Annotated in this window: 24 protein-coding genes, 1 tRNA gene and 1 pseudogene; 14 read left to right on the top strand and 12 right to left on the bottom strand. The window is 63.5% G+C overall.

Annotation, left to right across the window (positions count from 1 at the left end):
• Window positions 1-3: 3 nt before the first annotated feature.
• The 3 genes from cyoC to cyoE are packed head-to-tail and all read left to right on the top strand — an operon-like array spanning window position 4 to window position 1,897.
• Window positions 4-633, top strand: a complete 630-nt coding sequence (gene cyoC, locus G4G71_RS27675; RefSeq protein ID WP_015475724.1) for a cytochrome o ubiquinol oxidase subunit III — start codon at window positions 4-6, stop codon at window positions 631-633.
• The gene (gene cyoD / locus G4G71_RS27670) at window positions 633-998 is read left to right on the top strand and encodes a cytochrome o ubiquinol oxidase subunit IV (RefSeq protein WP_024765643.1); all 366 of its coding nucleotides are present in this window, start codon (window positions 633-635) and stop codon (window positions 996-998) included. The genes cyoC and cyoD overlap by 1 nt, the downstream gene beginning before the upstream one ends.
• An 11-nt stretch (window positions 999-1,009) precedes the next feature.
• Entirely contained in the window at window positions 1,010-1,897 is an 888-nt protein-coding gene (cyoE, locus tag G4G71_RS27665) for a heme o synthase (protein ID WP_169941847.1), read from the top strand.
• A gap of 379 nt (window positions 1,898-2,276) precedes the next feature.
• On the opposite strand, the gene G4G71_RS27660 is transcribed toward cyoE, so the two are convergent.
• The 3 genes from G4G71_RS27660 to G4G71_RS27650 all read right to left on the bottom strand — a co-directional run bounded on the left by G4G71_RS27660 (window position 2,277) and on the right by G4G71_RS27650 (window position 4,523).
• Window positions 2,277-3,575 carry an NAD(P)/FAD-dependent oxidoreductase gene (locus G4G71_RS27660; RefSeq protein WP_169941846.1) on the bottom strand — a complete coding sequence of 433 codons (1,299 nt, stop codon included), beginning with the start codon at window positions 3,573-3,575 and terminating at the stop codon, window positions 2,277-2,279.
• 53 nt (window positions 3,576-3,628) lie between these two features.
• Window positions 3,629-3,799 carry a DUF3094 domain-containing protein gene (locus G4G71_RS27655; RefSeq protein WP_037011479.1) on the bottom strand — a complete coding sequence of 57 codons (171 nt, stop codon included), beginning with the start codon at window positions 3,797-3,799 and terminating at the stop codon, window positions 3,629-3,631.
• 94 nt (window positions 3,800-3,893) lie between these two features.
• Window positions 3,894-4,523 carry a DUF1780 domain-containing protein gene (locus G4G71_RS27650; protein ID WP_169941845.1) on the bottom strand — a complete coding sequence of 210 codons (630 nt, stop codon included), beginning with the start codon at window positions 4,521-4,523 and terminating at the stop codon, window positions 3,894-3,896.
• 121 nt (window positions 4,524-4,644) lie between these two features.
• Between G4G71_RS27650 and G4G71_RS27645 the strand changes: the two genes are divergently transcribed.
• From G4G71_RS27645 to G4G71_RS27635, 3 genes are all read left to right on the top strand, one after another.
• Window positions 4,645-5,079 carry an FAD/FMN-containing dehydrogenase gene (locus G4G71_RS27645; RefSeq protein ID WP_169942837.1) on the top strand — a complete coding sequence of 145 codons (435 nt, stop codon included), beginning with the start codon at window positions 4,645-4,647 and terminating at the stop codon, window positions 5,077-5,079.
• Window positions 5,076-5,765, top strand: a complete 690-nt coding sequence (locus G4G71_RS27640; protein ID WP_169941844.1) for an energy-coupling factor ABC transporter permease — start codon at window positions 5,076-5,078, stop codon at window positions 5,763-5,765. The genes G4G71_RS27645 and G4G71_RS27640 overlap by 4 nt, the downstream gene beginning before the upstream one ends.
• Window positions 5,766-5,871: 106 nt before the next feature.
• A complete protein-coding gene (locus G4G71_RS27635) occupies window positions 5,872-6,087 on the top strand; it encodes a hypothetical protein (protein WP_054910366.1) in 216 nt (71 codons plus the stop codon).
• Between the two features lie 72 nt (window positions 6,088-6,159).
• Here G4G71_RS27635 and yacG read toward each other — a convergent pair whose 3' ends face one another.
• The 5 genes from yacG to pilB form a co-directional block, all read right to left on the bottom strand.
• Window positions 6,160-6,366 carry a DNA gyrase inhibitor YacG gene (yacG, locus tag G4G71_RS27630; protein ID WP_024765636.1) on the bottom strand — a complete coding sequence of 69 codons (207 nt, stop codon included), beginning with the start codon at window positions 6,364-6,366 and terminating at the stop codon, window positions 6,160-6,162.
• Window positions 6,363-6,971: a dephospho-CoA kinase gene (coaE, locus tag G4G71_RS27625; protein WP_169941843.1), complete on the bottom strand. Its 609-nt coding sequence runs from the start codon at window positions 6,969-6,971 to the stop codon at window positions 6,363-6,365. The genes yacG and coaE overlap by 4 nt, the downstream gene beginning before the upstream one ends.
• Window positions 6,972-7,035: 64 nt before the next feature.
• Window positions 7,036-7,908 carry a prepilin peptidase gene (locus tag G4G71_RS27620; RefSeq protein WP_169941842.1) on the bottom strand — a complete coding sequence of 291 codons (873 nt, stop codon included), beginning with the start codon at window positions 7,906-7,908 and terminating at the stop codon, window positions 7,036-7,038.
• Window positions 7,909-7,911: 3 nt separating this feature from the next.
• On the bottom strand, window positions 7,912-9,129 hold the full coding sequence (locus G4G71_RS27615) for a type II secretion system F family protein (RefSeq protein WP_205896252.1): 1,218 nt from the start codon (window positions 9,127-9,129) through the stop codon (window positions 7,912-7,914).
• Window positions 9,130-9,132: 3 nt separating this feature from the next.
• Window positions 9,133-10,833, bottom strand: a complete 1,701-nt coding sequence (pilB, locus tag G4G71_RS27610) for a type IV-A pilus assembly ATPase PilB (protein WP_169941841.1) — start codon at window positions 10,831-10,833, stop codon at window positions 9,133-9,135.
• Window positions 10,834-11,057: 224 nt separating this feature from the next.
• Between pilB and G4G71_RS27605 the strand changes: the two genes are divergently transcribed.
• The 3 genes from G4G71_RS27605 (at window position 11,058) to G4G71_RS27595 (ending at window position 12,555) form a co-directional block, all read left to right on the top strand.
• Complete coding sequence (locus tag G4G71_RS27605; RefSeq protein ID WP_169941840.1) at window positions 11,058-11,609, top strand: pilin; 552 nt, start codon at window positions 11,058-11,060, stop codon at window positions 11,607-11,609.
• 114 nt (window positions 11,610-11,723) lie between these two features.
• Window positions 11,724-12,413, top strand: coding sequence for a hypothetical protein (locus G4G71_RS27600; RefSeq protein ID WP_169941838.1), 690 nt, complete (start codon window positions 11,724-11,726; stop codon window positions 12,411-12,413).
• Window positions 12,414-12,479: 66 nt separating this feature from the next.
• Window positions 12,480-12,555, top strand: a tRNA-Thr gene (locus G4G71_RS27595).
• 59 nt (window positions 12,556-12,614) lie between these two features.
• Here the strand turns inward: G4G71_RS27595 and galE are convergent.
• Together galE and nadC are read right to left on the bottom strand one after the other, a co-directional pair.
• Window positions 12,615-13,631: a UDP-glucose 4-epimerase GalE gene (galE, locus tag G4G71_RS27590; RefSeq protein ID WP_169941836.1), complete on the bottom strand. Its 1,017-nt coding sequence runs from the start codon at window positions 13,629-13,631 to the stop codon at window positions 12,615-12,617.
• A gap of 103 nt (window positions 13,632-13,734) precedes the next feature.
• Window positions 13,735-14,580, bottom strand: a complete 846-nt coding sequence (nadC, locus tag G4G71_RS27585; protein WP_169941834.1) for a carboxylating nicotinate-nucleotide diphosphorylase — start codon at window positions 14,578-14,580, stop codon at window positions 13,735-13,737.
• A gap of 278 nt (window positions 14,581-14,858) precedes the next feature.
• On the opposite strand from nadC, the gene G4G71_RS27580 reads away from it, so the two are divergent.
• From G4G71_RS27580 to G4G71_RS30305, 5 genes and pseudogenes are all read left to right on the top strand, one after another.
• The gene (locus tag G4G71_RS27580; RefSeq protein ID WP_169941832.1) at window positions 14,859-17,156 is read left to right on the top strand and encodes a DUF1631 domain-containing protein; all 2,298 of its coding nucleotides are present in this window, start codon (window positions 14,859-14,861) and stop codon (window positions 17,154-17,156) included.
• 75 nt (window positions 17,157-17,231) lie between these two features.
• Window positions 17,232-17,798, top strand: a complete 567-nt coding sequence (gene ampD, locus G4G71_RS27575) for a 1,6-anhydro-N-acetylmuramyl-L-alanine amidase AmpD (protein ID WP_169941829.1) — start codon at window positions 17,232-17,234, stop codon at window positions 17,796-17,798.
• Window positions 17,795-18,637, top strand: a complete 843-nt coding sequence (gene ampE, locus G4G71_RS27570; protein WP_169941827.1) for a regulatory signaling modulator protein AmpE — start codon at window positions 17,795-17,797, stop codon at window positions 18,635-18,637. The genes ampD and ampE overlap by 4 nt, the downstream gene beginning before the upstream one ends.
• A 259-nt stretch (window positions 18,638-18,896) precedes the next feature.
• Window positions 18,897-19,988, top strand: a pseudogene (locus G4G71_RS30310) (methyl-accepting chemotaxis protein); the annotation flags it as partial.
• Complete coding sequence (locus G4G71_RS30305) at window positions 19,965-20,894, top strand: methyl-accepting chemotaxis protein (protein ID WP_374701915.1); 930 nt, start codon at window positions 19,965-19,967, stop codon at window positions 20,892-20,894. The pseudogene G4G71_RS30310 and the gene G4G71_RS30305, both read left to right, overlap by 24 nt.
• Window positions 20,895-21,131: 237 nt before the next feature.
• On the opposite strand, the gene G4G71_RS27560 is transcribed toward G4G71_RS30305, so the two are convergent.
• A complete protein-coding gene (locus G4G71_RS27560) occupies window positions 21,132-21,911 on the bottom strand; it encodes a TatD family hydrolase (RefSeq protein ID WP_169941823.1) in 780 nt (259 codons plus the stop codon).
• A 4-nt stretch (window positions 21,912-21,915) separates the two neighbouring features.
• A complete protein-coding gene (gene cra, locus G4G71_RS27555; protein WP_169941821.1) occupies window positions 21,916-22,908 on the bottom strand; it encodes a catabolite repressor/activator in 993 nt (330 codons plus the stop codon).
• Window positions 22,909-22,996 lie beyond the last annotated feature (88 nt).

The raw sequence follows: 22,996 nt of genomic DNA, 5'->3' as shown, positions 1-22,996 counted from the left end.
ACCATGTCGACGGCAGTACTGAATCAACACCTGGTCGATACGCACGAAGCGGCGCACGACCATGACCACGCCCACGACAGCGGCGGCATGACGGTATTCGGCTTCTGGCTGTACCTGATGACCGACTGCATCCTGTTCGCGAGCGTCTTCGCCACCTACGCCGTGCTGGTCAACCACACGGCCGGCGGCCCGAGCGGCAAGGACATCTTCGAACTGCCCTACGTGGCCGTCGAAACCGCGATCCTGCTGATCTCCTCCTGCACCTACGGCCTGGCCATGCTGGCCGCGCACAAGGGTGCCAAGGGCAAGGCCATCGCCTGGCTGGGCGTGACCTTCCTGTGCGGCGCCGCGTTCATCGGCATGGAACTCAACGAGTTCCATCACCTGATCGTCGAAGGCTTCGGCCCGAGCCGCAGCGCCTTCCTGTCGTCCTTCTTCACCCTGGTCGGCATGCACGGCCTGCACGTATCCGCAGGCCTGCTGTGGATGCTGGTGCTGATGGCGCAGATTGGCACCCGTGGCCTGACCGCGCAGAACAACACCCGCATGATGTGCTTGAGCCTGTTCTGGCACTTCCTGGACATCGTCTGGATCTGCGTCTTCACCGTCGTCTACCTGATGGGGGCTCTGTAATGTCCGCTGCTGCACATCATCACGACTCCCACGGCGCCCACGGCCACGATTCCCACGGTGCTGGCCACGGCAGCCTGGGCTCGTACGCCATTGGCTTCGTGCTCTCGGTGATCCTCACCGCGATCCCGTTCTACATGGTCATCGACGGTGGCTTCTCGCGTCACGCCACCCTGCTGACCATGGTGATCCTGGGCCTGGTCCAGGTCGTCGTGCACCTGATCTGCTTCCTGCACATGAACTTCTCCTCGGAAGGTCGCTGGAACGTCATGGCATTCATCTTCACCGCCATCATCATCCTGCTGGTGGTCGGTCTGTCGCTGTGGATCATCTACACCGCAGACACCCTGATGATGCCGATGCCCTGAGGGCCGATGCCGTGAAACTCAAGCGTTATCTCCTGGTCGCCAAGCCGGGCATCATCTTCGGAAACCTGATCGCGGTGGCGGGGGGATATTTCCTCGCCGCTCGCGGCAGCGTTGACCCGATGCTGCTGCTGGCCACCGTGATCGGCCTGTCCCTGGTCGTTGCCAGCGGTTGTGTGTTCAACAACTGCATCGACCGCGACATCGATCGCTTCATGGAGCGTACCCGCAGCCGCGTCACCGTGACCGGGCAGATCTCGCTGAAGGCCGCCCTGGCCCACGGCGTGGTTCTCGGCGCGGCGGGCTTCGGCCTGCTTGCGTGGAAGACCAACGTGCAGGCGACCCTGCTCGCTGCGTTCGGCTTCTTCGTCTACGTCGTGCTCTACAGCCTCTGGCTCAAGCGCGCCTCGGTCTACGGCACGCTGGTCGGCAGTCTCTCCGGAGCCATGCCGCCAGTGGTGGGCTACTGCGCCGCCAGCGGTCACTTCGACATGGGCGCGGCGGTGCTGCTGCTGATCTTCTGCCTCTGGCAGATGCCGCACAGCTACGCCATCGCGATCTTCCGCCTCAACGACTACCGCGCCGCCGGGATTCCCGTGCTGCCGGTGGAGCGGGGCATCGACGCGACCAAGAAGCAGATCCTGTACTACGTCGTGGCCTTTGGCCTGGCGACTCTGCTGCTGACCGTGACCGGCTTCGCCGGCTACGGTTACCTGGTAGTGGCGCTGGCGGTCAGCGCCTGGTGGCTGTTCATCGCGGTCAAAGGCTTCAGTGCCGAAGACGATCGCCGCTGGGCCCGCCAGTTGTTCGCCTTCTCCATCATCGCGATCAGCGTGCTGAGCCTGATGATGTCCATCGACTTCCAGGCCATCCCGGCCCAGTCGATGCTGGCGGCGCTGTAAGGCTGCTCTGCTGCAACGAAAAAGCCGCCCCTCGGGGCGGCTTTTTTGTGCCTGACATATCAGCTTGGCGATGGTGCTTTTGTAGGAGCGAGCTTGCTCGCGAACCGCCTGAGCACCGGAACTGCCGGGAAGAGCGTTCGCGTGCAGGCTCGCTACAGGGGGATCGGCTCCCGTAGGAGCAACTGTCTTCTCTTTGAGAGTCCATGCCTGCGCTTCCCTCACCCCAGCCCTCTCCCAAGGGGAGAGGGGGCAGATCGTGCCGGCTGACGCAATGGTTTCATCCTGCTCAGAACGGTCCCCTCTCCCGCTTGCGGGAGAGGGTTAGGGTGAGGGGCTTTTGACCTTGTAGGAGTGGACTCCGTCCCCGATCGCTATCCGATCAATGCAACTTCAACCTGGGCTCGGTACTGCGCCCGATCCGATCCGCAATCATCAACAACGCCGTGCGGAACGGTCCGTAGAGCGCCATCTGGTGCATGCGGTACAGCGATACATAGAACATCCGCGCCAGCCAGCCCTCCAGCTTCACGCTGCCCATGAGGTTGCCCATCAGATTGCCGACAGCGCTGAAGCGCGACAGCGAGATCAGCGAGCCGTAGTCGGTGTAGCGGTACTCCGGCAGCGGCTTGCCATCCAGCTTCGCGACCAGCGCCTTGGCCAGCAGCGAAGCCTGCTGGTGAGCGGCCTGGGCGCGCGGCGGCACGGTGCGTTCGCTCCCATCGCCCATCGGGCAAGCGGCGCAGTCACCGAAGGCGAAGATGTTGTCGTCGCGGGTGGTCTGCAGAGTGGAGCGCACCACCAGCTGGTTGATGCGGTTGGTCTCCAGGCCGTCGATTTCCTTGAGCAGGCTCGGCGCGCGAATGCCCGCCGCCCAGACTTTCAGGCTTGCCGGAATGAACTCGCCTGCTGCCGTGCGCAGGCCGTCAGCCGTCACTTCCTGCACCGCCGAACCGGTGGCCACACGCACGCCGAGTTTCTCCAGCGTCTGGTGCACCGGTTGGCTGATGCGCTCGGGCAGCGCCGGCAGCACACGCGGGCCGGCCTCGATCAGGGTGATACGCATGTTCTGCGGCTGGATGCCGGTCAGCCCGTAGGCCGCCAGCTCCTGCGCTGCATGGTGCAGTTCAGCCGAGAGCTCGACCCCGGTGGCACCGGCGCCAACGATGGCGACGCTGATCTGATCGTCCTTGTCCTGCCCGGCGTGGGCGCGCAGGTAATGAGTGAGCAACTGCTTGTGGAAGCGCTCGGCCTGCTCGCGGGTGTCGAGGAAGATGCAGTGGTCCGCGGCGCCTGTGGTGCCGAAGTCATTGGTGGTGCTGCCGATGGACAGGACAAGCGTGTCGTACTCCAGGCTGCGCGCTGGCACCAGCTCCTCGCCCTGCTCATCGAGCGTGGCAGCGAGCTGAATGCGCTTGCTTGCGCGGTCCAGGCCATCGAGGCGGCCGAGCTGGAATTCGAAGTGGTTCCATTTCGCCTGGGCGACGTAGTTCAGCTCATCCTCGGAAGAGTTGAGCGAGCCAGCGGCGACTTCGTGCAGCAGGGGTTTCCAGATGTGGGTGAGGTTGGCATCGACGAGCGTAATGCGCGCCTTGCCCTTTTTACCCAGGGTGCGGCCGAGACGGGTCGCGAGCTCCAGCCCGCCGGCGCCGCCGCCGACGATCACGATACGATGGGACATGTTGCATTCTCATAGCTTAAGGAATCCTGTATCGGCCCGTGGCGGCACGGCGCTCACGCAAGGTAGGCCAGGAGGCGGCTCAGCAAACCCAGGGCGATGACTACCGCGAGCAAGCCTCCCATCATCAGCCAGGGCTTGAACGGCGCGCGTTCGACCTGGTGCACGGGGGAGCTGAGGTAGTGATCGACCTTCTGCTGGTCTTCGGGGCTCAGGCGACTGGGCATGGGCGGCCTCCGTTTATAATGTCGAGCATTCTAGTAGGGCTTGGGCGGCCTCTCAATGCGCCGCCGATCAATGCAGCATTGCATGAGCGCCTATTTACAGGCCGACGCCCATGTCGAAAAGGATGCTTCGGCCCAGGCTGCCGCGCAGGAAATCCGGCGCGTCACTGTGGGCGAACAGCACTCGGGCGAAAGTTGGCCCGACCACCGAGAGCGAGCGCCAACCCTGGCGCAGGTACTCGGTCGGCGGCGGGAAAGGGGTGTTGAAGTCCGGTGTCTCGCGCTTGAGGCTGACGAAGGCGAGCAGGTCCAGCTCGCGCGGGTCGATGCCGCGCTCGGTGTAGTTGTGTGCCTTCTTGCGCAAAGTAGGCGCTAGGCGCGCCTGCAGCTCCGCACAGGGAATCCGCCGCGGACGCTGCTCTCGGCGGATCAGCTGGTTGATGCTCTGGGCCATGCGCCGGCGCAGCAGTTCTTCCTTCCATTCCTCGTTGAGCCGGCGGCCCTGGTCGAGCACGAAGAACACCTCGAAGGTGGCGTCGCGGAACAATACGTCCGGCGGCTGCTGGGTTGGCGCAACGAAGTCTTCCTGGCGATACGGCACCTTGAGCGCCTGCAGCAGTCGCTGGCAGGCCCAGCACTCCCGTTCCCACTTGCGGGCATTGGAGAGGAAGTCGTTGGCTTGTTCCGCCTGGCGCGTCAGCAGGCGCAGATAGTCGGACTCGTTCATGCCTCAAGCATAGTTGCTGCGAAGCTCGGGCGGGTGGCGGAGGCGCGTGTAGACTGTTGCCAATCGTTGATGCCAGGGCTGAGAGGGAAGCGTGAAACGACTGCTGAGCGGGTTGCTGTTGATGGTGCTGGCGAGCCTGGCGATGGCGCAGGAGTCGCCAGCCATCGGTTGGACGCTGCTGGACCAGTTCGACAAACCCTACACGGCGAACGCCGATCTGAAGGTGCTGCTGGTCGCCCACGACATGGCCGGTTCGAAGCTGGTAAAGGCCGCCCTGGTGGATCGTCCGCAAGGTTACCTGGAGTCGCGCAGTGCCGCTTTCGTCGCTGACATCAGCCGCATGCCGGCACCGATCTCGAGCCTGTTCGCCATCCCCGCCATGCGTGACTACTCCTATCGCGTACTGCTCGACCGCGAGCCGCGTGTGGCCAGTCGCTTCCCCGCCACGGCGGATACGGTGACCTGGTTGCAACTGGAACAGGGCAAGGTCGTCGCCAGCCACAGCTTCGACTCGGCGGATGCCCTGCGCCAGGCGCTTGAGCGGGGCGCGCCGTGATCGCCGCACAGCTGCTGTCCGAAGAAACCCTCGAGCTCGGCTGGGCGATCTACCTGCCCATCGTCGCCTGGGCCATCTGGCGCGCGCCGTGGCTGGAGCTGGTCAGCGATTTTCGCCGCCAGCACCTGGTGTTCGGCACCATGCTCGGGCTATTCCTGCTCTGGCTGGTACGGCGGGATTTCGCTTCCGGGGTGTCCTTCCATTTCATCGGCATTACCGCCGTGACCCTGCTGCTGGACTGGCCGCTGGCGATCATCGTCGGGCTCGTCGCACAGATCGGCCTGTGCCTGATCGATCGCCAGGATTGGGCGGCCATCGGCGTCAACGGCATCCTGCTGATCCTGATCCCGGTGCTGATCACCGAGGTGGCGGCGATCCTCGTCGAGCGTCGGCAACCGCGCAACCTGTTCGTCTACATCTTCTGCTCGGGGTTCTTCCCCGCGGCGCTGGCGGCCCTCTGCAGCCTGCTGCTGGGGCTCGGCCTACTGTGGATGGACGGGCTGTTCCCGATGCCGCCGTGGATCGAGGACTTCATCGGTTACCTGTGGCTGATCATGTTCCCCGAGGCTTTCATCAACGGCACCATCGTCACCGGTCTGGTGGTCTTCTACCCGGACTGGCTGGAGACCTTCAATCGCACTCGCTACCTGCAGGCGCCCTGGAAGGACGACGATGAACCACGCTGATGTTCGGCCATCTGCGAGGCTCATGCCCCCTGTGGCTTGATCCAGGTCAGTTCGGAAACCTCCTACGATCGGGGAAGCTTGGCCCCCCTTCGCAAGGAGATTGCCGATGAGCATTCACAGCTGGGCCGAGCAACGCCTCCACGAACTGCTGGTCGAGGCCGAAGCGGCCGGCCAGGACCCGCAACTGGTCGTGCGGGCACTGCTGAGCGCGGTGGTGCAGGCCAACGCGCAAGTCCGCACACAGGAAGACCTGGGACATGAACTGCATTTCCTCGCCGACAACCTGGACGAGGAGCGGGACTACGCCTTCATGCGCCCCTGATTGAAAACCCTGTGGCCTGGAGCAAAGGTTCGCCCACAAAAAAGCCGCCTCTCGAGGCGGCTTTTTCACGGATCAATGCCCGCGCGGCGGTTTTTCCAGATCGCCGGAGAACAGCTCGTCCTCCTGGTTATCGCCGGGAATAGCGTGTTCTTCCGCCGCCCAGGCGCCCAGGTCGATCAGCTTGCAACGGTGCGAGCAGAAGGGGCGGAACTCGTTCTTGGCGCTCCATTCAACAGGGGCGCCACAGGTGGGGCATTCCACGGTCAGGGGTTGGCTCATGGTTTTCCTCCACGCAGGCCTAGATAGAACTGATGCAGACGCTCGACCTGCTGGTGCAGGTGGCCGAGGTCGCCATCGTTGAGCAGCACGTCATCCGCGTGCTTGAGCCGGTCGTCGCGCAAGGCCTGGGCCTTGAGAATCGAACGGACCTGTTCTTCGGACACCTGGTCCCGGCGCATGGTGCGCTCCAGTTGCAGATGCTCGGGGGTATCCACCACCAGCACGCGCTGGGTCATACGGTGCTGCCCGGACTCCACCAGCAGCGGCGACACCAGGATGGCGTAGGGCGATTGCGCCTGCGCCAGGTTGCTGGCGATCTCCTGGCCGATCAGCGGGTGCAGCAATTGCTCCAGCCAGCGGCGTTCGTCTTCGGCCTTGAAGATGCGCTCGCGCAGGGCGGCACGGTTGAGCTGGCCGTCCGGCAGCAGCACGGCCTCGCCGAAGCGCTCGACGATCTGCGCCAGGGCAGGGCGGCCGGGTTCCACCACCCAGCGCGCGGCGTGGTCGGCGTCGACCATGTGTATGCCCAGCGAGGCAAAATGCTCGGCGGCGGCGCTCTTACCACTGCCGATGCCGCCAGTGAGGCCCAGAATCCAGGGTTTCATCGTTCTCCTTTCTGCCGGCCCGGTGGCCGTCACGGGCGCCGAGGGAAGTCGGCGCCGGAGAAGGCTAGCGGAAACCGGCGAACTGCAGATAGGTCGCGGTTATTTGATCACCCCAGAGCAGCGCAATCCAGCCAGCGATGGCCAGATAGGGGCCGAAGGGGATCGGCGTACTGGTCTCGGCATTGCGCAGGCGCAGCATGATCACCCCCAGCACCGCCCCTACCAGCGACGACAGCAAGATGGTCAGCGGCAGCACCTGCCAGCCACCCCAGGCGCCGAGCATGGCCAGCAGCTTGAAGTCGCCGTAGCCCATGCCCTCCTTGCCGGTGACCAGCTTGAACAGCCAGTACACCGACCACAGGCTCAGGTAGCCGAACACCGCGCCCCAGAGCGCATCGCCCAGGTTGGTGAAGAGCCCGAAGTGGTTGACGATCAGCCCCAGCCAGAGCAGCGGCAGCACCAGGGCGTCCGGCAGCAACTGATGATCGACGTCGATCATGCTCATCGCCAGCAGGCCCCAGGTCAGCAGCAGCATCGCCCCGGCCTGCCAGCCGAAGCCATAATGCCAGGCGACGAACGCCGACAGCGCACCGCACGCCAGCTCGATCAGCGGATAACGCTTGCTGATCGGCGCCTTGCACGACGAACACTTGCCGCCCAGCACCAGCCAACTGACAACCGGGATGTTCTCCCAGGGCTTGATCTCGTGGGAGCAATGCGGGCACTGGGAGTTAGGCAGGACCAGGTTATAGGTCGGACGCTTCTCGCCCTCCGGCAGGCCGAGGGTTTCCCGCGCCTGCTGCTGCCAGTCCAGCTCCATCATCCGCGGCAGGCGATGGATCACAACGTTGAGGAAGCTGCCGACCAGCAGGCCGAGGAGGGTGGCACATAAAACAAAGGCCAGCGGGGTGCTGGCCAGGAGGTCGAAAACAGGCATGGGTTATACGACGTTGCCCAGTTGGAAGATCGGCAGGTACATGGCAATGATCAGGCCACCTACGAGTACGCCCAGGACGGCCATGATCATGGGTTCCATCAGGGTGGTCAGGTTATCGACGGCGTTGTCGACCTCTTCTTCGTAGTAGCTGGCGACCTTGTCGAGCATTGCATCCAAAGAGCCGGATTCCTCACCGATCGCCGCCATCTGGATGGCCATGCTGGGGAAGACCCCGGTGGTGCGCATGGAGAAGTTCAATTGCGTGCCCGACGATACGTCCTGCTTGATCTTGTTTACCGCAGTGCGGAAGACCACGTTCCCAGTTGCGCCGGCTACCGAGTCAAGGGCTTCTACCAAGGGAACACCGGCCGCGAACGTGGTGGAGAGTGTTCGTGCATATCGGGCGATGGAGGATTTATAGAGAATCATGCCCACGATAGGCGTCTTTAACAGGGCGCGATCCAGAAAGTCGCGGAATTTCTCCGAGCGGTTACGCGCTTCCTTGAAGGCGAATGCGGCTGCGAAGAGTCCGATCAATACAATCAACCACCACTCCTGAAGCGTTTCGGAGAGGCCGATGACCATTCGGGTAAAGGCTGGAAGTTCCGCGCCGAAATTCGAAAATACCGATTGGAACTGAGGAACCACCTTGATTAGCAGGATCGCCGAAACGATAAGCGCCACGATGACCACCGCAATGGGATAGGTCATCGCCTTCTTAATCTTCGCTTTGAGCGACTCGGTCTTTTCCTTGTAAGTCGCAACGCGATCCAGAAGAGCCTCAAGCGCACCAGACTGCTCGCCGGCGTCAACCAGGTTGCAGTACAGGTCGTCGAAATATTGCGGCTTCTTGCGCAGAGAGTTGGCCAGGCTGTTGCCTGAGGCGACCTCTTGCTTGATGTCATCGACAAGCTTGCGCATGTTTGGGTTGTCGAAGCCCTCGCCGATGATATCGAAGGACTGCAGCAAGGGGACGCCCGACCCCATCATGGTCGCCATCTGCCGAGTGAACAGGGCGATATCCATGGGCTTGATCTTCTTGCCCTTGCCCAGAAGCGAGATTCCCTTCTTGCGGACCTTGATCGGATTGATGCCCTGCTTGCGCAGCTGGGCCTTGACGAGCGCCGTATTGGCTCCCGACAGCTCCCCTTTGATCTTCCCGCCCTTTCTATCGGTGCCTTCCCAGACGAAGACGCTCGTTTTTAATGCTCTTTCCGCCATGGATTAATCCTTGGTCACGCGGTTGACTTCCTCGAGGCTGGTGATGCCTTGCATGGCCTTGAGCAGGCCCGAGGTGCGCAGGTCATTGAAGCCTTCTTTGCGGGCTTGCTCCGCGATCTGAATGGAGTTGCCTTCCTCCATGATAATGCGTTGCAGCGCTGGCGTGATTTTAACCACTTCATAAATACCCAAGCGCCCCTTGTATCCACCCTTGCAATTGTCGCACCCGACGGGGGAATACAGCTTGAACGTCCCGATCTTGTCGGCCGGGAAGCCTTCATGAAGAAGCGCTTCCTGCGGAACATCGTGTTCCTTCTTGCAGTGCGGACAGAGCTTGCGCGCCAGGCGCTGGGCAATGATCAGGTTGGTCGAGGTGGCCAGGTTGAACGAGGCGACGCCCATGTTCAGCAGGCGGGTCAGCGTTTCGGCGGCACTGTTGGTGTGCAGGGTGGACATCACCATGTGGCCGGTCTGCGCGGCCTTGATGGCAATCTCGGCGGTTTCCAGGTCGCGAATCTCGCCGACCATGATCACGTCCGGGTCCTGGCGCAGGAAGGCGCGCAGGGCCTGGGCGAAGTCCATGCCCTGGCGCGGGTTCACGTTGACCTGGTTGATGCCTTCCAGGTTGATCTCCACCGGGTCTTCGGCGGTGGAAATATTGATATCCGGCGTATTGAGGATGTTGATGCCGGTATAGAGCGATACGGTCTTGCCCGAGCCGGTAGGGCCCGTCACCAGAATCATGCCCTGGGGCTGCTTGAGTGCGTCCAGGTAGAGTTGCTTCTGTGCTTCCTCGTAGCCCAGCGCATCGATGCCCATCTGCGCGCTGGAGGAGTCGAGGATCCGCATCACGATCTTCTCGCCCCATAGGGTTGGCAGCGTGTTGACGCGGAAGTCGATGGACTTGGTCTTCGACACGCGCATCTTGATCCGCCCGTCCTGCGGCTTGCGGCGCTCGGAAATGTCCAGGCCGGCCATGACCTTCAGGCGTGCGGAGATTCGGCTGGACAACTGAATGGGTGGCTTGGCCACTTCATGCAACATGCCGTCGGTACGGAAGCGTACGCGGTAGATCTTCTCGTAGGGCTCGAAGTGCAGGTCGGACGAGCCCCCCTTGATAGCGTCCAGCAGCATCTTGTTGACGAAGCGGACCACCGGTGCGTCGTCAGCATCGCCACCTGTCTCTTCCTTCGCCTCGGTGTTGGCGTTCTCGATATCCAGGCCATCGAGGTCGATGTCGCCCAGGTCGTCCAGCCCTCCGGTAGCGCTTTCGAACAGTTTTTCGATGGCATCGCCGAGTTTGTCGTCTTCAACGAGGATGGCCTCGGTGGTCAGGCCGGTGCTGAACTGGACATCGGTAATGGCTTGATGGTTTGTCGGATCGGAAACGCCGACGAACAGCTTGTTGCCCCTGCGCCAGAGTGGAAGTACGCGATGCTGTCGGACCAGCTTCTCACTCACCAACTCCTTGGGAAAACTCTCACGGTCCAGGCTGGTTAGATCGCAGAAGGCCACGCCGAACTGCTCGGCCGCCAGCTCGGTCAGGGGGCGGCTTTTTACCAGCTTGTTCTGTACCAGGTAAGTGACCAGCGACAGCTTGTTGCGCTGGGCCTGCTGTTGCGCTTGTTGGGCGCTTTTCTCATCGAGCAGTTCTGAAATTACCAGTTGCCGGGCAAGACCGGACAATACGACCTGATCGTTCATGGGGATGGGTCAGCCAGAGGTTTTGTGCCTTATAGCGTAGTTGCACTGTGCTGCCAAATCTCGTGCGCGCAGGTGTCAAAAAACGTCACTTCCTGCGAAATTTCAGGTTAAGAAAGAGGTTCTTTCTGGTGTCGAGGTCAGATTAGCTGCGTGATTTGGATTTGGCATGGAAGCTGCTTTCATACGATCAGGTCCTGCGACCTCTTACAAACCTGGAGAGAACTATGAAGGCTCAAAAAGGCTTTACCCTGATCGAACTCATGATCGTGGTTGCGATCATCGGTATTCTGGCTGCTGTCGCCCTGCCGGCTTACCAGGACTACACCATTCGTGGTCGTGTTGTTGAAGGTATCAACCTGGCTGGTGCTGCCAAGTCGCTCATTGGTGATAGCTCTGCTACTGAGGCTGAAGTCATTGCCGCTGCTACCGCCTTCAACGCTCAGTCAGGTGGTGTTGGTGCGCGCAGTAAGTACGTAAACAGCGTTCAGATCATTGCTGCTGCTGGCGCGACTCTGGGTGAGGTGACCGTTACCTTCAACGATACCAACCTGGGCAACGTTGGTGTTGCTACTCCGACCCTGCGATACACCCCGTTCATTGACACCGGCGCTGCTCGTGTTCTGCTGGGCACTAACTTTGCCGCAACTCCGCCGGCTCGTGGCAATATTGACTGGGCATGCTCCAGCACTACTAATGCCGTTGCCACCGCTCGTGGTTTTGCTGGCATGACTCTTGGTTCCCTGCCGGCTCAGTTCGCTCCGAGCGAGTGCCGCTAAGTGCCTGACAGTGGTCTTGCCGAAGTCTGATATCTCGACAAGCACCTGAGCAAGAAAAGCCCCTTTTCGAAGGGGCTTTTTTTATAGTGTCATTTTCTACAGGGTGGAGCGGATATGCAGTGGGTGGCCTTGCCGCGCAATCGTTGGATCGCATTTCTTTATCATCTGGCAATCAGCTTCGTTCTGCTGCTGATCATTACCGGCGTGATGTATTTCTGCTGGTTCCCCGGCGCTCTGTTCGATGCCGCTGGCGGATGGGAAGGCATGCGCATTCTCGTGGCGGTCGATCTGGTGCTGGGGCCCACGCTGACCCTGATCGTATTCAACCGCGCCAAGCCAATCCGCGAGCTGACGCGGGACTTGGGGATCATTGCGACGGTACAGTTGCTCTGTTTGCTGGGTGGGGTCTATACCATCTTCTATTCTCGACCGATCGTGGTTGTGCAGGTTTTCGACACCTTTTATGCCCTTAACCGGGAGGGTATGGTGGACGCCGGTGTGAATTCCAAAGATATCGACGGTTACTCGGGCTTTACCCCTTCTCTGGTCTACGTGCCCGTGCCGCAGGAAAAAATGGCATTCCTGAATCAGCATGTAAAAGGGCTGTTGAACGGGGAGAAGCCAGTGCAGTTTCGCACGGAGCTCTACCGTGAATTGCCGCGTGGTTCGGCAGCAATACCGATGCTCCATGCCAAATCACAGGAGCCTTGCATCAGAGTTGATCTGGAGTCGGTGTATCGCCAGGGCCATGCCTGTTTCGATCCGGACAGCCAGCGTTTCTCAGATTTCGCACTTGATCGCTGAACAGTGCTCCGTTCGTTGCCAATGAATTGATTCCCCTGTCGGAGGAGTGTTAGCCTCCGCACCGCCGCCGGTGTAGCTCAGTCGGTAGAGCAGCTCATTCGTAATGAGAAGGTCGGGGGTTCGATTCCTCTTACCGGCACCATCTTCAGCAAAAAGCCCCGCTTTCGAGCGGGGCTTTTTGTTTTCCGATTCAAGGAAAAGTCAGGCGTAGCCGCTGGGGTTCTGGCTCTGCCAGTTCCAGGCGTCGCGGCACATGTCTTCGATATCGCGCGCGGCATTCCAGTGCAGCTCTGCGCCCGCCAGGGTCGGGTCGGCGTGGTAGCTGGCGATGTCGCCGTCGCGGCGGGGCAGGAACTGGAAGGGGAGTTCGCGGCCGCAGGCTTTTTCATAGGCGCGGATGATTTCCAGCACGCTGTAGCCGCGGCCGGTGCCGATGTTGAAGGTCTTTGCGCCGCTGGCGCCGTCCAGCCAGCGCAGGGCGCTGAGGTGGGCGTTGGCCAGGTCGACGACGTGCAGGTAGTCGCGCACGCCGGTGCCGTCCGGGGTGGGGTAGTCGTTGCCGAATACGCGGATGAAAGGCTGCTTGCCGGTGGCGACCTGGGAGACGTAGGGCATCAGGTTGTTGGGGATGCCGTTGGGATCTTCGCCGATGCGCCCGCTGGCGTGGGCACCCACCGGATTGAAGTAGCGCAGGATGGCCATGGTCCACTGCGGGTCGGCATGGGCGATGTCGCGCAGGGCGATTTCCGCCATCAGCTTGGACTGGCCATAGGGGCTGGCGGGGCCAGTGGGTGCGTCTTCTCGGATCGGGCTCTCGGCCGCCAGGCCGTACACCGTGGCCGAAGAGCTATAGATGAAGCGCTTCACGCCATGGCGTTGCATGACCTGGCACAGGGTGACGGTGCCCGTGAAGTTGGTCTGGTAGTAAGCGATAGGGTCGGCCACCGATTCGGCGACGGATTTGACGCCGGCGAGGTGGATGGCCGCGTCGATGGCGTATTCGTTGAACAGCCGGTCGAGGGTGATCTCGTCGCGGACGTCGCCCCTGACGAAGGGAATGCTCTGTCCGGTGAGCTGCTCGATGCGCTGTAGCGGGACGGGCGAGCTGTTGCTCAGGTTGTCGAGCACAACGGGCCGATAACCCTGTTCGATCAGTTCCAGACAGATATGGGAGCCGATATAGCCGCAGCCCCCGGTCAGCAGAATCTTGCCCGCCATTGCGCCAGTGCCTCCTTTCGCCAGCTGTAGGAAAGCGCCTAGGTAAATTCAGGCGCTTGGCTGGAAGCGTAGGCGAGGGCAGGCGCGCCTGCCGGGGCGATTACTAGCTCAGGCGCATCGACAGGTCCAGCGCCTTGACGTCCTTGGTCAGGGTACCGATGGAGATGTAGTCCACGCCGGTCTCGGCGATGGTGCGCAGGGTGCTCTCGGTGATGCCGCCCGAGGCTTCCAGCTTGGCGCGGCCGGCGGTGAGGGCGACGGCGGTGCGCATGTCGTCCAGGCTCAGCTCGTCGAGCATGACGATGTCGGCGCCGGCGTCCAGTGCCTGGCGCAGCTCCTCCAGGTCTTCCACCTCGATTTCCACCGGCTTGCCTGGGGCGATCCGCTGGGCGGCGGCGATGGCCTGGGCGATGCCGCCGCAGGCGGCGATGTGGTTTTCCTTGATCAGGAAGGCGTCGTACAGGCCGATACGGTGGTTATGGCAACCGCCGCAGGTGATCGCGTACTTCTGCGCCAGGCGCAGGCCGGGCAGGGTCTTGCGGGTGTCGAGCAGCTTCACGCCGGTGCCGTCCACTAGGTTGGCGTAGTGGCGAGCGCGGGTTGCGGTGCCGGAGAGCAGCTGGAGGAAGTTCAGGGCGCTGCGCTCGCCGGTGAGCAGAGCGCGGGCGGGGCCTTCCAGGGTGAACAGGGTCTGGTCGGCGCTGACTTGCTCGCCATCGCTGACTTGCCATTTCACCTGCACGCGCGGATCGACCTGGCGGAATACCTCGTCGACCCAGGCGGTACCGGCGAGGGTGGCGTTCTCGCGGGTGATGATGCGGGCGCTGGCGGCGCGCTCGGCGGGGATCAGTTGGGCGGTGATGTCGCCGCTACCGACGTCTTCGGCCAGGGCGGCACGGACGTTGGCCTGGATTTCCCCGGAAAGCTCGGCGAGGGTGAGGTTCGGCATGCAAGGCTCCTGTTCGCAGTGTCGCGATTATACGGGCGGCGGCGCGTGGCGTGCAGGGAGTGCCATTTTTTGTCTTGTCGCGTGATCTGTCGGACGGACGGTGCCTACTGCTCTGTGAATTTCTTCAAGAATGCGTGAAATGTCTCTTGGTTGTGTAAGAAGCTTCCCTATAATGACGTTGAATCTTTCCGCTTTTTGACGCCACTAAATTGACGTTATGGATGACGCCTCGATGACTGTTGGTGCCGCCAGCCAGGTCTGACGGCAGGAGACTTGCGATGCAGAACGACGCGAACGTAGTGCCGCTGAACAAGCCGGCCACGGAATCCTCGCAGACTTCGTTCGCTGGACGCGTTCCGGCGGGGCTCGTCGCTGTCCGCGACAAGGTCGCCGTCCAGTTGCGTCATGCCATGCAGGCCCTGTTCGACAACGCCGACGATACCCTGTTCGAGATGGCCGATCGCGCCGCCAACAACGCCGAACAGAGCGCCTACTTCGAGGCCATGCGTGACCTGCGCCTGAAGCGCAAGGGTATCGAGCGTGGCTTCCTGCAGAAGGTCTTCGAAAGCTTTGCCAACCTGAACCAGTATGAAATCGGCCGCGCGCCGGCGCTGGATACGGTTTCCTACGAGAATCTCACCCTGGTGCAGAACGACGAACTGGAAGAGTCCGTCGCCCTGGATGCCATGGTTGCCAAGGTGATGAGCCGCGACGGCGTCGCCCTCACTCACCTCACCACCCGTTTCAATACCCTGGTCAGCAAGAAGGTCGAGGACAAGACCAACCCGCTCGGCCCGCGCCAGCTCTGCGAGGCCTTCCTCGAGGCATGCCGCGGCCTGGGTGTGGAGATCAAGGTCAAGCTGATCATCCTCAAGCTCTTCGAGAAGTACGTGCTGGCTGATGCCGAGCACCTGTACGCGGAAGCCAACCAGACACTGATTGCCCTGAACGTGCTGCCGGAGCTCAAGTCTGTTCCGCTGCGTCGCCCGCCGCAACGTACGGTGCCCAGCAGCCAGGGCGCCGCTCCGGCCGCCGCTGCTGCCGCCGAGGCCGGCGAACAAGCCGGCGCTGGCCAGTACATGGACGCCGACAGCCAGGCGGCCTTCGCGGCCCTGCGCGATCTGCTCTCGCAGGTTCGCGGCAGCGCAGCCCCGGCACGCCCGATGCCTGCCGATGCGGTACCGATTTCCAGCAACGACCTGATGCGCCTGCTGTCCCACTTGCAGTCCCACCTGCCGGCGCAGAGCATCGATGAGATCGATGTGCGCCAGCACCTGGACCACCTGCTGACCCGCGTCAGCAGCAAGAGCGGCCGTTCCCGTGTGGTCGGCCAGGTGGACGAGGACGTCATCAACCTCGTCTCCATGCTCTTCGAATTCATCCTCGACGACCGCACCCTGCCGGATTCGCTCAAGGCCCTGATCGGCCGCATGCAGATCCCGATGCTCAAGGTCGCGGTGCTCGACAAGACCTTCTTCAACCGTGGCAGCCATCCGGCGCGTCGCCTGCTCAACGAGATCGCTTCGGCCGCCCTGGGCTGGGCCGAGCAGTCCGACGGCCAGCGCGACCAGCTGTACCAGAAGATCGAGCAGGTGGTGATGCGCCTGCTGAACGACTTCGTCGACGACCCGGCGATCTTCTCCGAACTGCTCGACGAGTTCATCTCCTTTACCGGCGATGAGCGTCGCCGCAGCGACCTGCTGGAGCAGCGCACCCGCGATGCCGAGGAAGGCCGCGCCCGCGCCGAACTGGCCCGCCAGGACGTGGAAGGTGTGCTCAATGAGCGCCTGCTCGGCCGTACCCTGCCCGAAGTGGTGGTGCGCCTGCTGCAGGAAGCCTGGAGCCAGGTCCTGTTGCTGACCTGCCTGAAGCACGGCACCCATTCCGCCGAGTGGGAAGCCGCCCTGGCGACCATGGACGACCTGATCTGGAGCGTGGAGCCCCACGAGGACCCGGACTCGCGCCTGCGTCTGCTGGAAATGGTCCCGCAGCTGCTCAAGTCGCTGCGCGAAGGCCTGGCTTCGGCCGCCTTCGATCCGTTCTCCACCGGCGAATTCTTCAGCCGCCTGGAAGGGCTGCACGTGCAGGCCTTCCAGCGTTACAAGCAGGTCGAGGAAGCCCCGCTGCTCGACCTGGAAGACGACCTGCCGCTGCTGGACGATCCGCTGGACGCGCCGGCGGCTGTCGCGCCTGCCGCTGCGCAGCCGGCCATGGTCGCCGTGGTCGAGGAAATCGTTCTCGCCTCGCCGGAACCAGCCCGCGCGGTGGAGCCCGAAGAGGCCTTCGCCGATGACGACGAATCGCTGCGCAAGGTCGATGACCTGCGTGTCGGCAGCTGGGTGGAAATCCAGGAAGACGAAGAGCACAAACTGCGCTGCAAGCTGGCTGCGGTCATCCGCCCGAGCGGCCGCTACATCTTCGTCAACCGCACCGGCATGAAGGTGCTGGAAAAGACCCGCATGAGCCTGGCGGTCGAGTTCCGCCGCAACGCCGTGCGCCTGCTCGACGATGCACTGCTGTTCGACCGCGCCCTGGAGTCGGTAATCGGCAACCTGCGCCGCCTGAAGAACGCCTGAGTCCGCTGGCCGCGTGCCAGCGGGTGCATTTCCCCCGTCGCCTGCTTTAGAGTGGGACTCTGCCAAGGAGTCTCCATGCAGATCGACCCCGAATCCGGCTGGTGCCTAGACGCCCAGCGCTGTCCCTCGCCGAACTTCAACGCCCGCCCCGATGGCGAGGAAGTCTCGCTGCTGGTCATCCACAACATCAGCCTGCCGCCCGGCCAGTTCGGCACCTGCAAGGTGCAGGAGTTCTTCCAGAACCGCCTGGACGCCGACGAGCATCCCTACTTCGCCAGCATCTGCAGCCTGACGGTGTCCGCGCATTTCCTCATCGAGCGCGACGGCTCGCTGTTCCAGTTCGTCTCCTGCAACTCGCGCGCCTGGCATGCCGGCGTGTCGACGTTCGATGGGCGGGAGAACTGCAACGATTTCTCCATCGGTATCGAACTGGAAGGTACCGACATCGAGCCCTACAGCGACCGCCAGTACGAAGTGCTGGCCGAGCTGACACGGCAGCTGCGCAAGGTTTATCCCGCGATCACGGCGGAGCGCATCCAGGGGCATTGCGACATCGCGCCGGAGCGCAAGACCGACCCCGGCGAGGCGTTCGACTGGGCGCGCTTCCTGGCTGACATCGGTGCGAAGAAGGAGTCGACATGAGTTTCCTGGTGCTGTTGCTGGTCCTGCTGGTCGAGAAGTTCTCCAGCTGGCGTGCGCGGGTGCAGCGTGACGGCTGGTGGCTCGGCTGGCTGGATAGCGTGGGCGGCGTCAAATCGCTGCTGGCGCAACCCTGGCTCGGACTGCTGGTGGCGATCCTGCCGCCGCTGTTGTTGCTGGCGCTGCTGCTGACTGTCCTCGAGCCGGTGGCCTACGGTCTGCTGGCGCTGCCGGTGCAGTTGCTGGTGCTGGTCTGGAGCCTGGGGCGCGGCGACGTGCTGCGAGCCATCGGGCCGTTCCGCGATGCCTGGCGCCGTGAGGATGCCCAGGCCGCCTACCATGTCGCCGAGCGCGACCTCGGCGTGCAGGTGCAGGCCGATGGTGATGATGATCTGCTCGCCGTCGTGCAGGGCACGCTGGTGTGGGAGGCCTACCAGGCCTTCTTCGCGGTGATCTTCTGGTATGCGCTGCTCGGCCCGGTGGCCGCGCTGGCCTACCGGCTGCTCGCCATTGCCGCCGAACAGGGGCGCCAGCCGGTGCTGCGCGAGCGTGCCGCGCAACTGAGGCATGCCTTCGACTGGTTGCCGTCGCGAGCGCTGGTGCTGAGTTTTGCCCTGGTCGGCAACTTCGTCGCGGTGACCCGCACGCTGCTGCATGACCTGCTGGCCTGGGACGTACCTGCCGCTCGTCTGCTGGCGCGTGCGGGCTATGTCGCCGAAGACTTCAACGAAGGCGGGCTGGGCGCCAAGGGCGTCGCCAGTCTGGACGCGCTGTGGCAGCTGCTGGTGCGCTCTGCCGTGCTCTGGTACGCAGTCTTCGCCATCTGGGCGTTGCTGCTCTGATCCTGCGAATCGGGCCGGGTGCCGCCGGTCCGATGATGGCATTTTAACCTTAAGTTACAGAACTCCCCGCCGATATCAGGTACACATCGAACTCGAAGCGTGAGGCGACGGCCGCTGCATGTCAGTGGCCGCTCCGGTGAGCGCACGCGGCGACGACCCGTCCAGGGGCGCGCCGCACCATCCCCGACAAGCGACATAACAATAACGGGAACAGGAGACGTCTTTCGTGAGGACCGTGCTCTATCCGGCCATCGCGCTGATGAACCGTCTGAGCTTCGGCATGAAGTTCAGCCTGATCAGTGTGCTGTTTTTCCTGCCGATGCTGATTACCAACTTCTATCTGGTGCGCGACTCCTACGGGCAGTTCGTCAGTACCCGTGCCGAACTGGAAAGCCTCCAGCTGATCGGCGACGGACTGCAGATGCGCCGTCATCTCGAGTCCTACAACGATCTGCTGCAGATCAACGGGGTGCTTGGCCAGTCGAACAAATCCTCCGGTATCGACTCGCGCATCAGCCAGTTGCACAAGGACCTGCAGGCGCAGATCGAAGCTCTGCAACCGGTCACCCAGGACGCCGAGCAGATCGCCGAGTTCAATACCAAGCGCGATGAGCTGCTCGCCAGCCTGAAGGGTGTCGACGCCGAGGGCTCGCTGCAGAGCAAGTCGGCCATGGCGGCGCGCCTGCTCAGCGAAGTGCAGGTCTTCAACAAGCTGCTGGTGTCCCAGGCTGGCCTGAGCCAGGACGACGCTCGCGACCTGCGCCAGTTGGCCGAACTGATCACCTCCGGCACTCCCCAGGTGACCGAGACCCTCAGCCAGGGCCGCACCATGGGCGCCAGCGCCCTGGGCCAGGGCTTCCTGAATTCCTCCACCAGCAGCAAGCTCGATGACCTGCTGCAGGAGCTGGAGAAGCTCCACGCCGAATACGGGCTCAAGCTGCAGGAAGCGCTGGGCGCCAGCGCTGCAGCGCAGAGCACGCTGTCCGCCGATGCCCAGGCCAGCCGCGAAACGATCAAGGCCATGGGCAAGCTGTTCGAGGACAAGGTGGTGATGGCCGACACCCTCGACACGCCCTGGCTCGACTTCTACGAACAGGTCAGCAAGGCGATCGAGCAGACCTATCGCCTGGACGACCATGTCCTGCAGTTCTTCGACGGCCAGTTGCAGGCACGCCTGGCCAGCAAGCAGCGGCAGATGGTGCTGCTGGTGGTGGCGCTGCTGGTGGTGTTCGTTTCCATCGTCTACCTCTACGGCGGCTTCTACGTCTCCACCCGCACCACCCTCAAGAGCCTGGGCAAGATGATGGAGCGCGTCGCCGCCGGCGACATGACCGTCAACTTCCAGGCCCAGAGTCGCGACGAGCTGGGCGAGCTGGGCGATGCCTTCAACCAGACCGTGTCGAAGATCCACGACCTGATCGAGCAGGTCGGCCGCACGGTCAGCGAAGTGGAGCGACAGACCGTGCGTGTGGAGTCGGTTTCCGCCGAGAGCAACCAGGCGGTAGCCGGTCAGCGCAACCAGATCGAGCAGGTTGCCACGGCCATGAATCAGATGGCCGCAACCGCCCAGGAGGTCGCGCGCAGCGCCGCCGTGGCGGTGGGCAGCGCGCACAACGTGAACCAGGAAACCACCAGCGGCCGCGCCCTGGTGGCGTCCCAGGTGGGCAGCATCCAGCGCTTGGCCGGGGAGATCGACGAGTCGGTGGCGGTGATCAACCAGCTGGCCGCCGACAGCGCCTCGATCAGCCGTGTGCTGGACGTGATCAAGGGCATCGCCGAGCAGACCAACCTGCTGGCGCTTAACGCCGCCATCGAGGCTGCGCGTGCCGGAGAACAGGGGCGGGGCTTCGCCGTGGTCGCCGATGAGGTGCGTACCCTGGCCAAGCGCACCCAGCAATCCACCGAAGAGATCGAGCAGATGATTGCCCGCCTGCAGAACGGCGTGGGCGCAGCCGTGAAGGCCATGGGCAGCAGCCACCAGACCGCCGATGGCACCGTCAGCCAGTCGGCCCAGGTGCAGCAGGCGCTGGAGAATATCCTCAGCGCGGTCGGCGCCATCGTCGACCAGAACCAGCAGATTGCCGCTGCCGCTGAACAGCAGACCGCTGTGGCCCACGACATCGACCAGAACATCGTCGAGATCAACCAGGCCGGCGAGCGCACCTCCGAAGGTGCCAGCGAGACCGAGCGCGCCAGCCGCGAACTGGCCGGGCAGGTGGTGGAGCTCAAGCGGCTGATCGGCGCGTTCCGCGTCTGATCTCGGGTTGTGCGAGGCGGCCGCAGCGGTCCGCCTCGCTACAGGGTTTCGCCAGCAGACCGATGTCCGTGGGTCGCACGGATGCACCCCATCTCACGGGCATCGGTTTGTCGGTGAATTCGGCATTGGCCTGTAGGAGCGAGCTTGCTCGCGAACAGATTCGGCAGGTCACTTCATCGTCGTGCGGTTCGCGAGCAAGAACTGGGCGTCCCCCTCGGTCCTACGAAGAGCAACCGCTCAACTCCAGCCGAACAACTCCATCGCATTGCGCGTGCTGGCGCTGGCCAGCTCTTCCGGGCTGATGCCCTTCAACTCCGCCAGTGCCACGCAGATATCCGGCAGATGCTCCGGGCTGTTGCGTACGCCGGGGTACATCGACGGCGCCATGTCCGGCGAGTCGGTCTCCAGCACGATGGACTCCAGCGGAATCTCCGGCACCACCTTGCGCAGGCGGTTGGCCTGTGGCCAGGTCGGCGCGCCGCCCAGGCCCAGGCGGAAACCCAGCTTGAGGTATTCGCGGGCTTCCTCGCGGCTGCCGGCGAAGGCGTGGACGATGCCCTGGCGCCCGGGCTTGTAGCGCTTGAGCGTGGCGATCATCGCCGCATGGGCACGGCGCACGTGCAGCAGCACCGGCAGCTCGAAGTCGATGGCGATGCGCAACTGCTCCTCGAAGATGGCCTGCTGGCCGTCGCGGTCGAGGTCTTCCAGGTAATAGTCCAGGCCGATCTCGCCCACCGCGCAGAGCTTCGGGTGGCCGGCCAGACGCTGCAGCCACTCGCGCAGCGCAGCGAGGTGTTCCGGCTTGTGTCGCGCCAGATAGATCGGGTGCAGGCCCAGGGCGGCGTAGAGGTCCGGCTCGCTGTCCACCAGCGCCCAGACGTCCTCCCAGTTCTCGCGGAACACCCCCAGCAGCACCTGTCGTTCCACGCCCAGCTCGCGGCTGCGTTGCAGCACGGCGGCGCGGTCCTGCTCGAAGTCCGGGCAGTCGAGGTGGTTGTGGGTGTCGATCAGGCGCATCGGTTCACTCCGTGCGCAGCTTGAGGTTGCGCGGGATGGGGTGCACGCCGGGCGTGTAGCTGTTCTGTTCGATGGCGGCCAGCGCCAGGTCCAGCGCGCGCTCGGCGATCAGCGCGTGCTGCTGGGAGATCGCGTTGACCTTCAGCGGAACGAAGTCCAGCAACTGGGTATCGCCGAAGGTGGCGATGCGCAGGTTCGCCGGCCAGCCGCTGGGCAGCGCCTGGAGTACATCGAACACGCCTTCGAGCAGCACATAGGAGGTGGTGATCAGTGCTTCGGGCAACTGCCCCTGGCCGGCCAGCAGCTCCTCCATCAGACGGCGGCCGCAGGGGCGGCTGAAGGTCTCGCCGTGCTCGACCAGCACCTGGCCCTTGTAATCGCGCAGGGCGCTGCGGAAGCCGGCGGCGCGCTCCTGGGAAATGATCAGCTCCGGCCGCGCGCCGAGCAGGGCGATGCTGCGGGGCGCGGGCTTCAGCAGGCTGGCGGTGAGGCGGTGGCTGGCGTCGCGGTCGTCGCTGACCACCGAGCAGAAGCGCTGCGGGTCGAGCTGGCGATCCACCGCGATGATCGGCACGCCGTCAGCCTGCAGGCGTGCGTGGCTTTCGTCGCCGACGGGCAGGCAACTGGCGACGATCAGCGCGTCGCAACGGCGCGCGCGGAACAGGCTGAGCACCTGGCGCTCGGTGTCCGGCTCGTCGTCGGAGCAGGCGATCAGCAACTGGTAGCCGCGCGCTCGCGCGCCTTGCTCCAGCAGCTTGGCGAGCTTGGCGTAGCTGGGGTTCTCCAGGTCCGGCAGGACGAAGCCCAGGGTGCGGGTCTGCCCGCGCCGCAGGCTGGCCGCCTGCTGGTCCGGGTGGTAGCCGTGCTCCTCGATCACCGCGCGCACGCGCTCCACCGTGGCGGCGCTGATGCGGCGCTGGACGGCCTTGCCATTGATCACATAGCTGGCGGTGGTGACCGAAACACCGGCCAGGCGGGCGATATCACTGAGTTTCAACGCGAGATGCTGCCGACAATTGGGGGCTTCAAGGATCACGCATTATCGAGTAACGTGCCAGTCTCAATAGGTGAAACGATTCAGCATT

The organism is Pseudomonas multiresinivorans (genome assembly GCF_012971725.1).
Lineage (GTDB): Bacteria > Pseudomonadota > Gammaproteobacteria > Pseudomonadales > Pseudomonadaceae > Pseudomonas > Pseudomonas multiresinivorans.
The sequence above is the reverse complement of the archived record's forward strand: the minus strand, read 5'-3'. Positions and strand labels throughout refer to the sequence as shown.

Excerpts from the sequence above, each read along its gene's own strand:
- cyoC (WP_015475724.1), top strand. The coding sequence starts at position 4 with ATGTCGACGGCAGTACTGAATCAACACCTGGTCGATACGCACGAAGCG.
- cyoD (WP_024765643.1), top strand. The coding sequence starts at position 633 with ATGTCCGCTGCTGCACATCATCACGACTCCCACGGCGCCCACGGCCAC.
- G4G71_RS27660 (WP_169941846.1), bottom strand. The coding sequence starts at position 3,575 with ATGTCCCATCGTATCGTGATCGTCGGCGGCGGCGCCGGCGGGCTGGAG.
- G4G71_RS27655 (WP_037011479.1), bottom strand. The coding sequence starts at position 3,799 with ATGCCCAGTCGCCTGAGCCCCGAAGACCAGCAGAAGGTCGATCACTAC.
- G4G71_RS27650 (WP_169941845.1), bottom strand. The coding sequence starts at position 4,523 with ATGAACGAGTCCGACTATCTGCGCCTGCTGACGCGCCAGGCGGAACAA.
- G4G71_RS27645 (WP_169942837.1), top strand. The coding sequence starts at position 4,645 with ATGGTGCTGGCGAGCCTGGCGATGGCGCAGGAGTCGCCAGCCATCGGT.
- G4G71_RS27635 (WP_054910366.1), top strand. The coding sequence starts at position 5,872 with ATGAGCATTCACAGCTGGGCCGAGCAACGCCTCCACGAACTGCTGGTC.
- yacG (WP_024765636.1), bottom strand. The coding sequence starts at position 6,366 with ATGAGCCAACCCCTGACCGTGGAATGCCCCACCTGTGGCGCCCCTGTT.
- coaE (WP_169941843.1), bottom strand. The coding sequence starts at position 6,971 with ATGAAACCCTGGATTCTGGGCCTCACTGGCGGCATCGGCAGTGGTAAG.
- G4G71_RS27620 (WP_169941842.1), bottom strand. The coding sequence starts at position 7,908 with ATGCCTGTTTTCGACCTCCTGGCCAGCACCCCGCTGGCCTTTGTTTTA.
- G4G71_RS27615 (WP_205896252.1), bottom strand. The coding sequence starts at position 9,129 with ATGGCGGAAAGAGCATTAAAAACGAGCGTCTTCGTCTGGGAAGGCACC.
- pilB (WP_169941841.1), bottom strand. The coding sequence starts at position 10,833 with ATGAACGATCAGGTCGTATTGTCCGGTCTTGCCCGGCAACTGGTAATT.
- G4G71_RS27605 (WP_169941840.1), top strand. The coding sequence starts at position 11,058 with ATGAAGGCTCAAAAAGGCTTTACCCTGATCGAACTCATGATCGTGGTT.
- G4G71_RS27600 (WP_169941838.1), top strand. The coding sequence starts at position 11,724 with ATGCAGTGGGTGGCCTTGCCGCGCAATCGTTGGATCGCATTTCTTTAT.
- galE (WP_169941836.1), bottom strand. The coding sequence starts at position 13,631 with ATGGCGGGCAAGATTCTGCTGACCGGGGGCTGCGGCTATATCGGCTCC.
- nadC (WP_169941834.1), bottom strand. The coding sequence starts at position 14,580 with ATGCCGAACCTCACCCTCGCCGAGCTTTCCGGGGAAATCCAGGCCAAC.
- G4G71_RS27580 (WP_169941832.1), top strand. The coding sequence starts at position 14,859 with ATGCAGAACGACGCGAACGTAGTGCCGCTGAACAAGCCGGCCACGGAA.
- ampD (WP_169941829.1), top strand. The coding sequence starts at position 17,232 with ATGCAGATCGACCCCGAATCCGGCTGGTGCCTAGACGCCCAGCGCTGT.
- ampE (WP_169941827.1), top strand. The coding sequence starts at position 17,795 with ATGAGTTTCCTGGTGCTGTTGCTGGTCCTGCTGGTCGAGAAGTTCTCC.
- G4G71_RS30305 (WP_374701915.1), top strand. The coding sequence starts at position 19,965 with ATGACCGTCAACTTCCAGGCCCAGAGTCGCGACGAGCTGGGCGAGCTG.
- G4G71_RS27560 (WP_169941823.1), bottom strand. The coding sequence starts at position 21,911 with ATGCGCCTGATCGACACCCACAACCACCTCGACTGCCCGGACTTCGAG.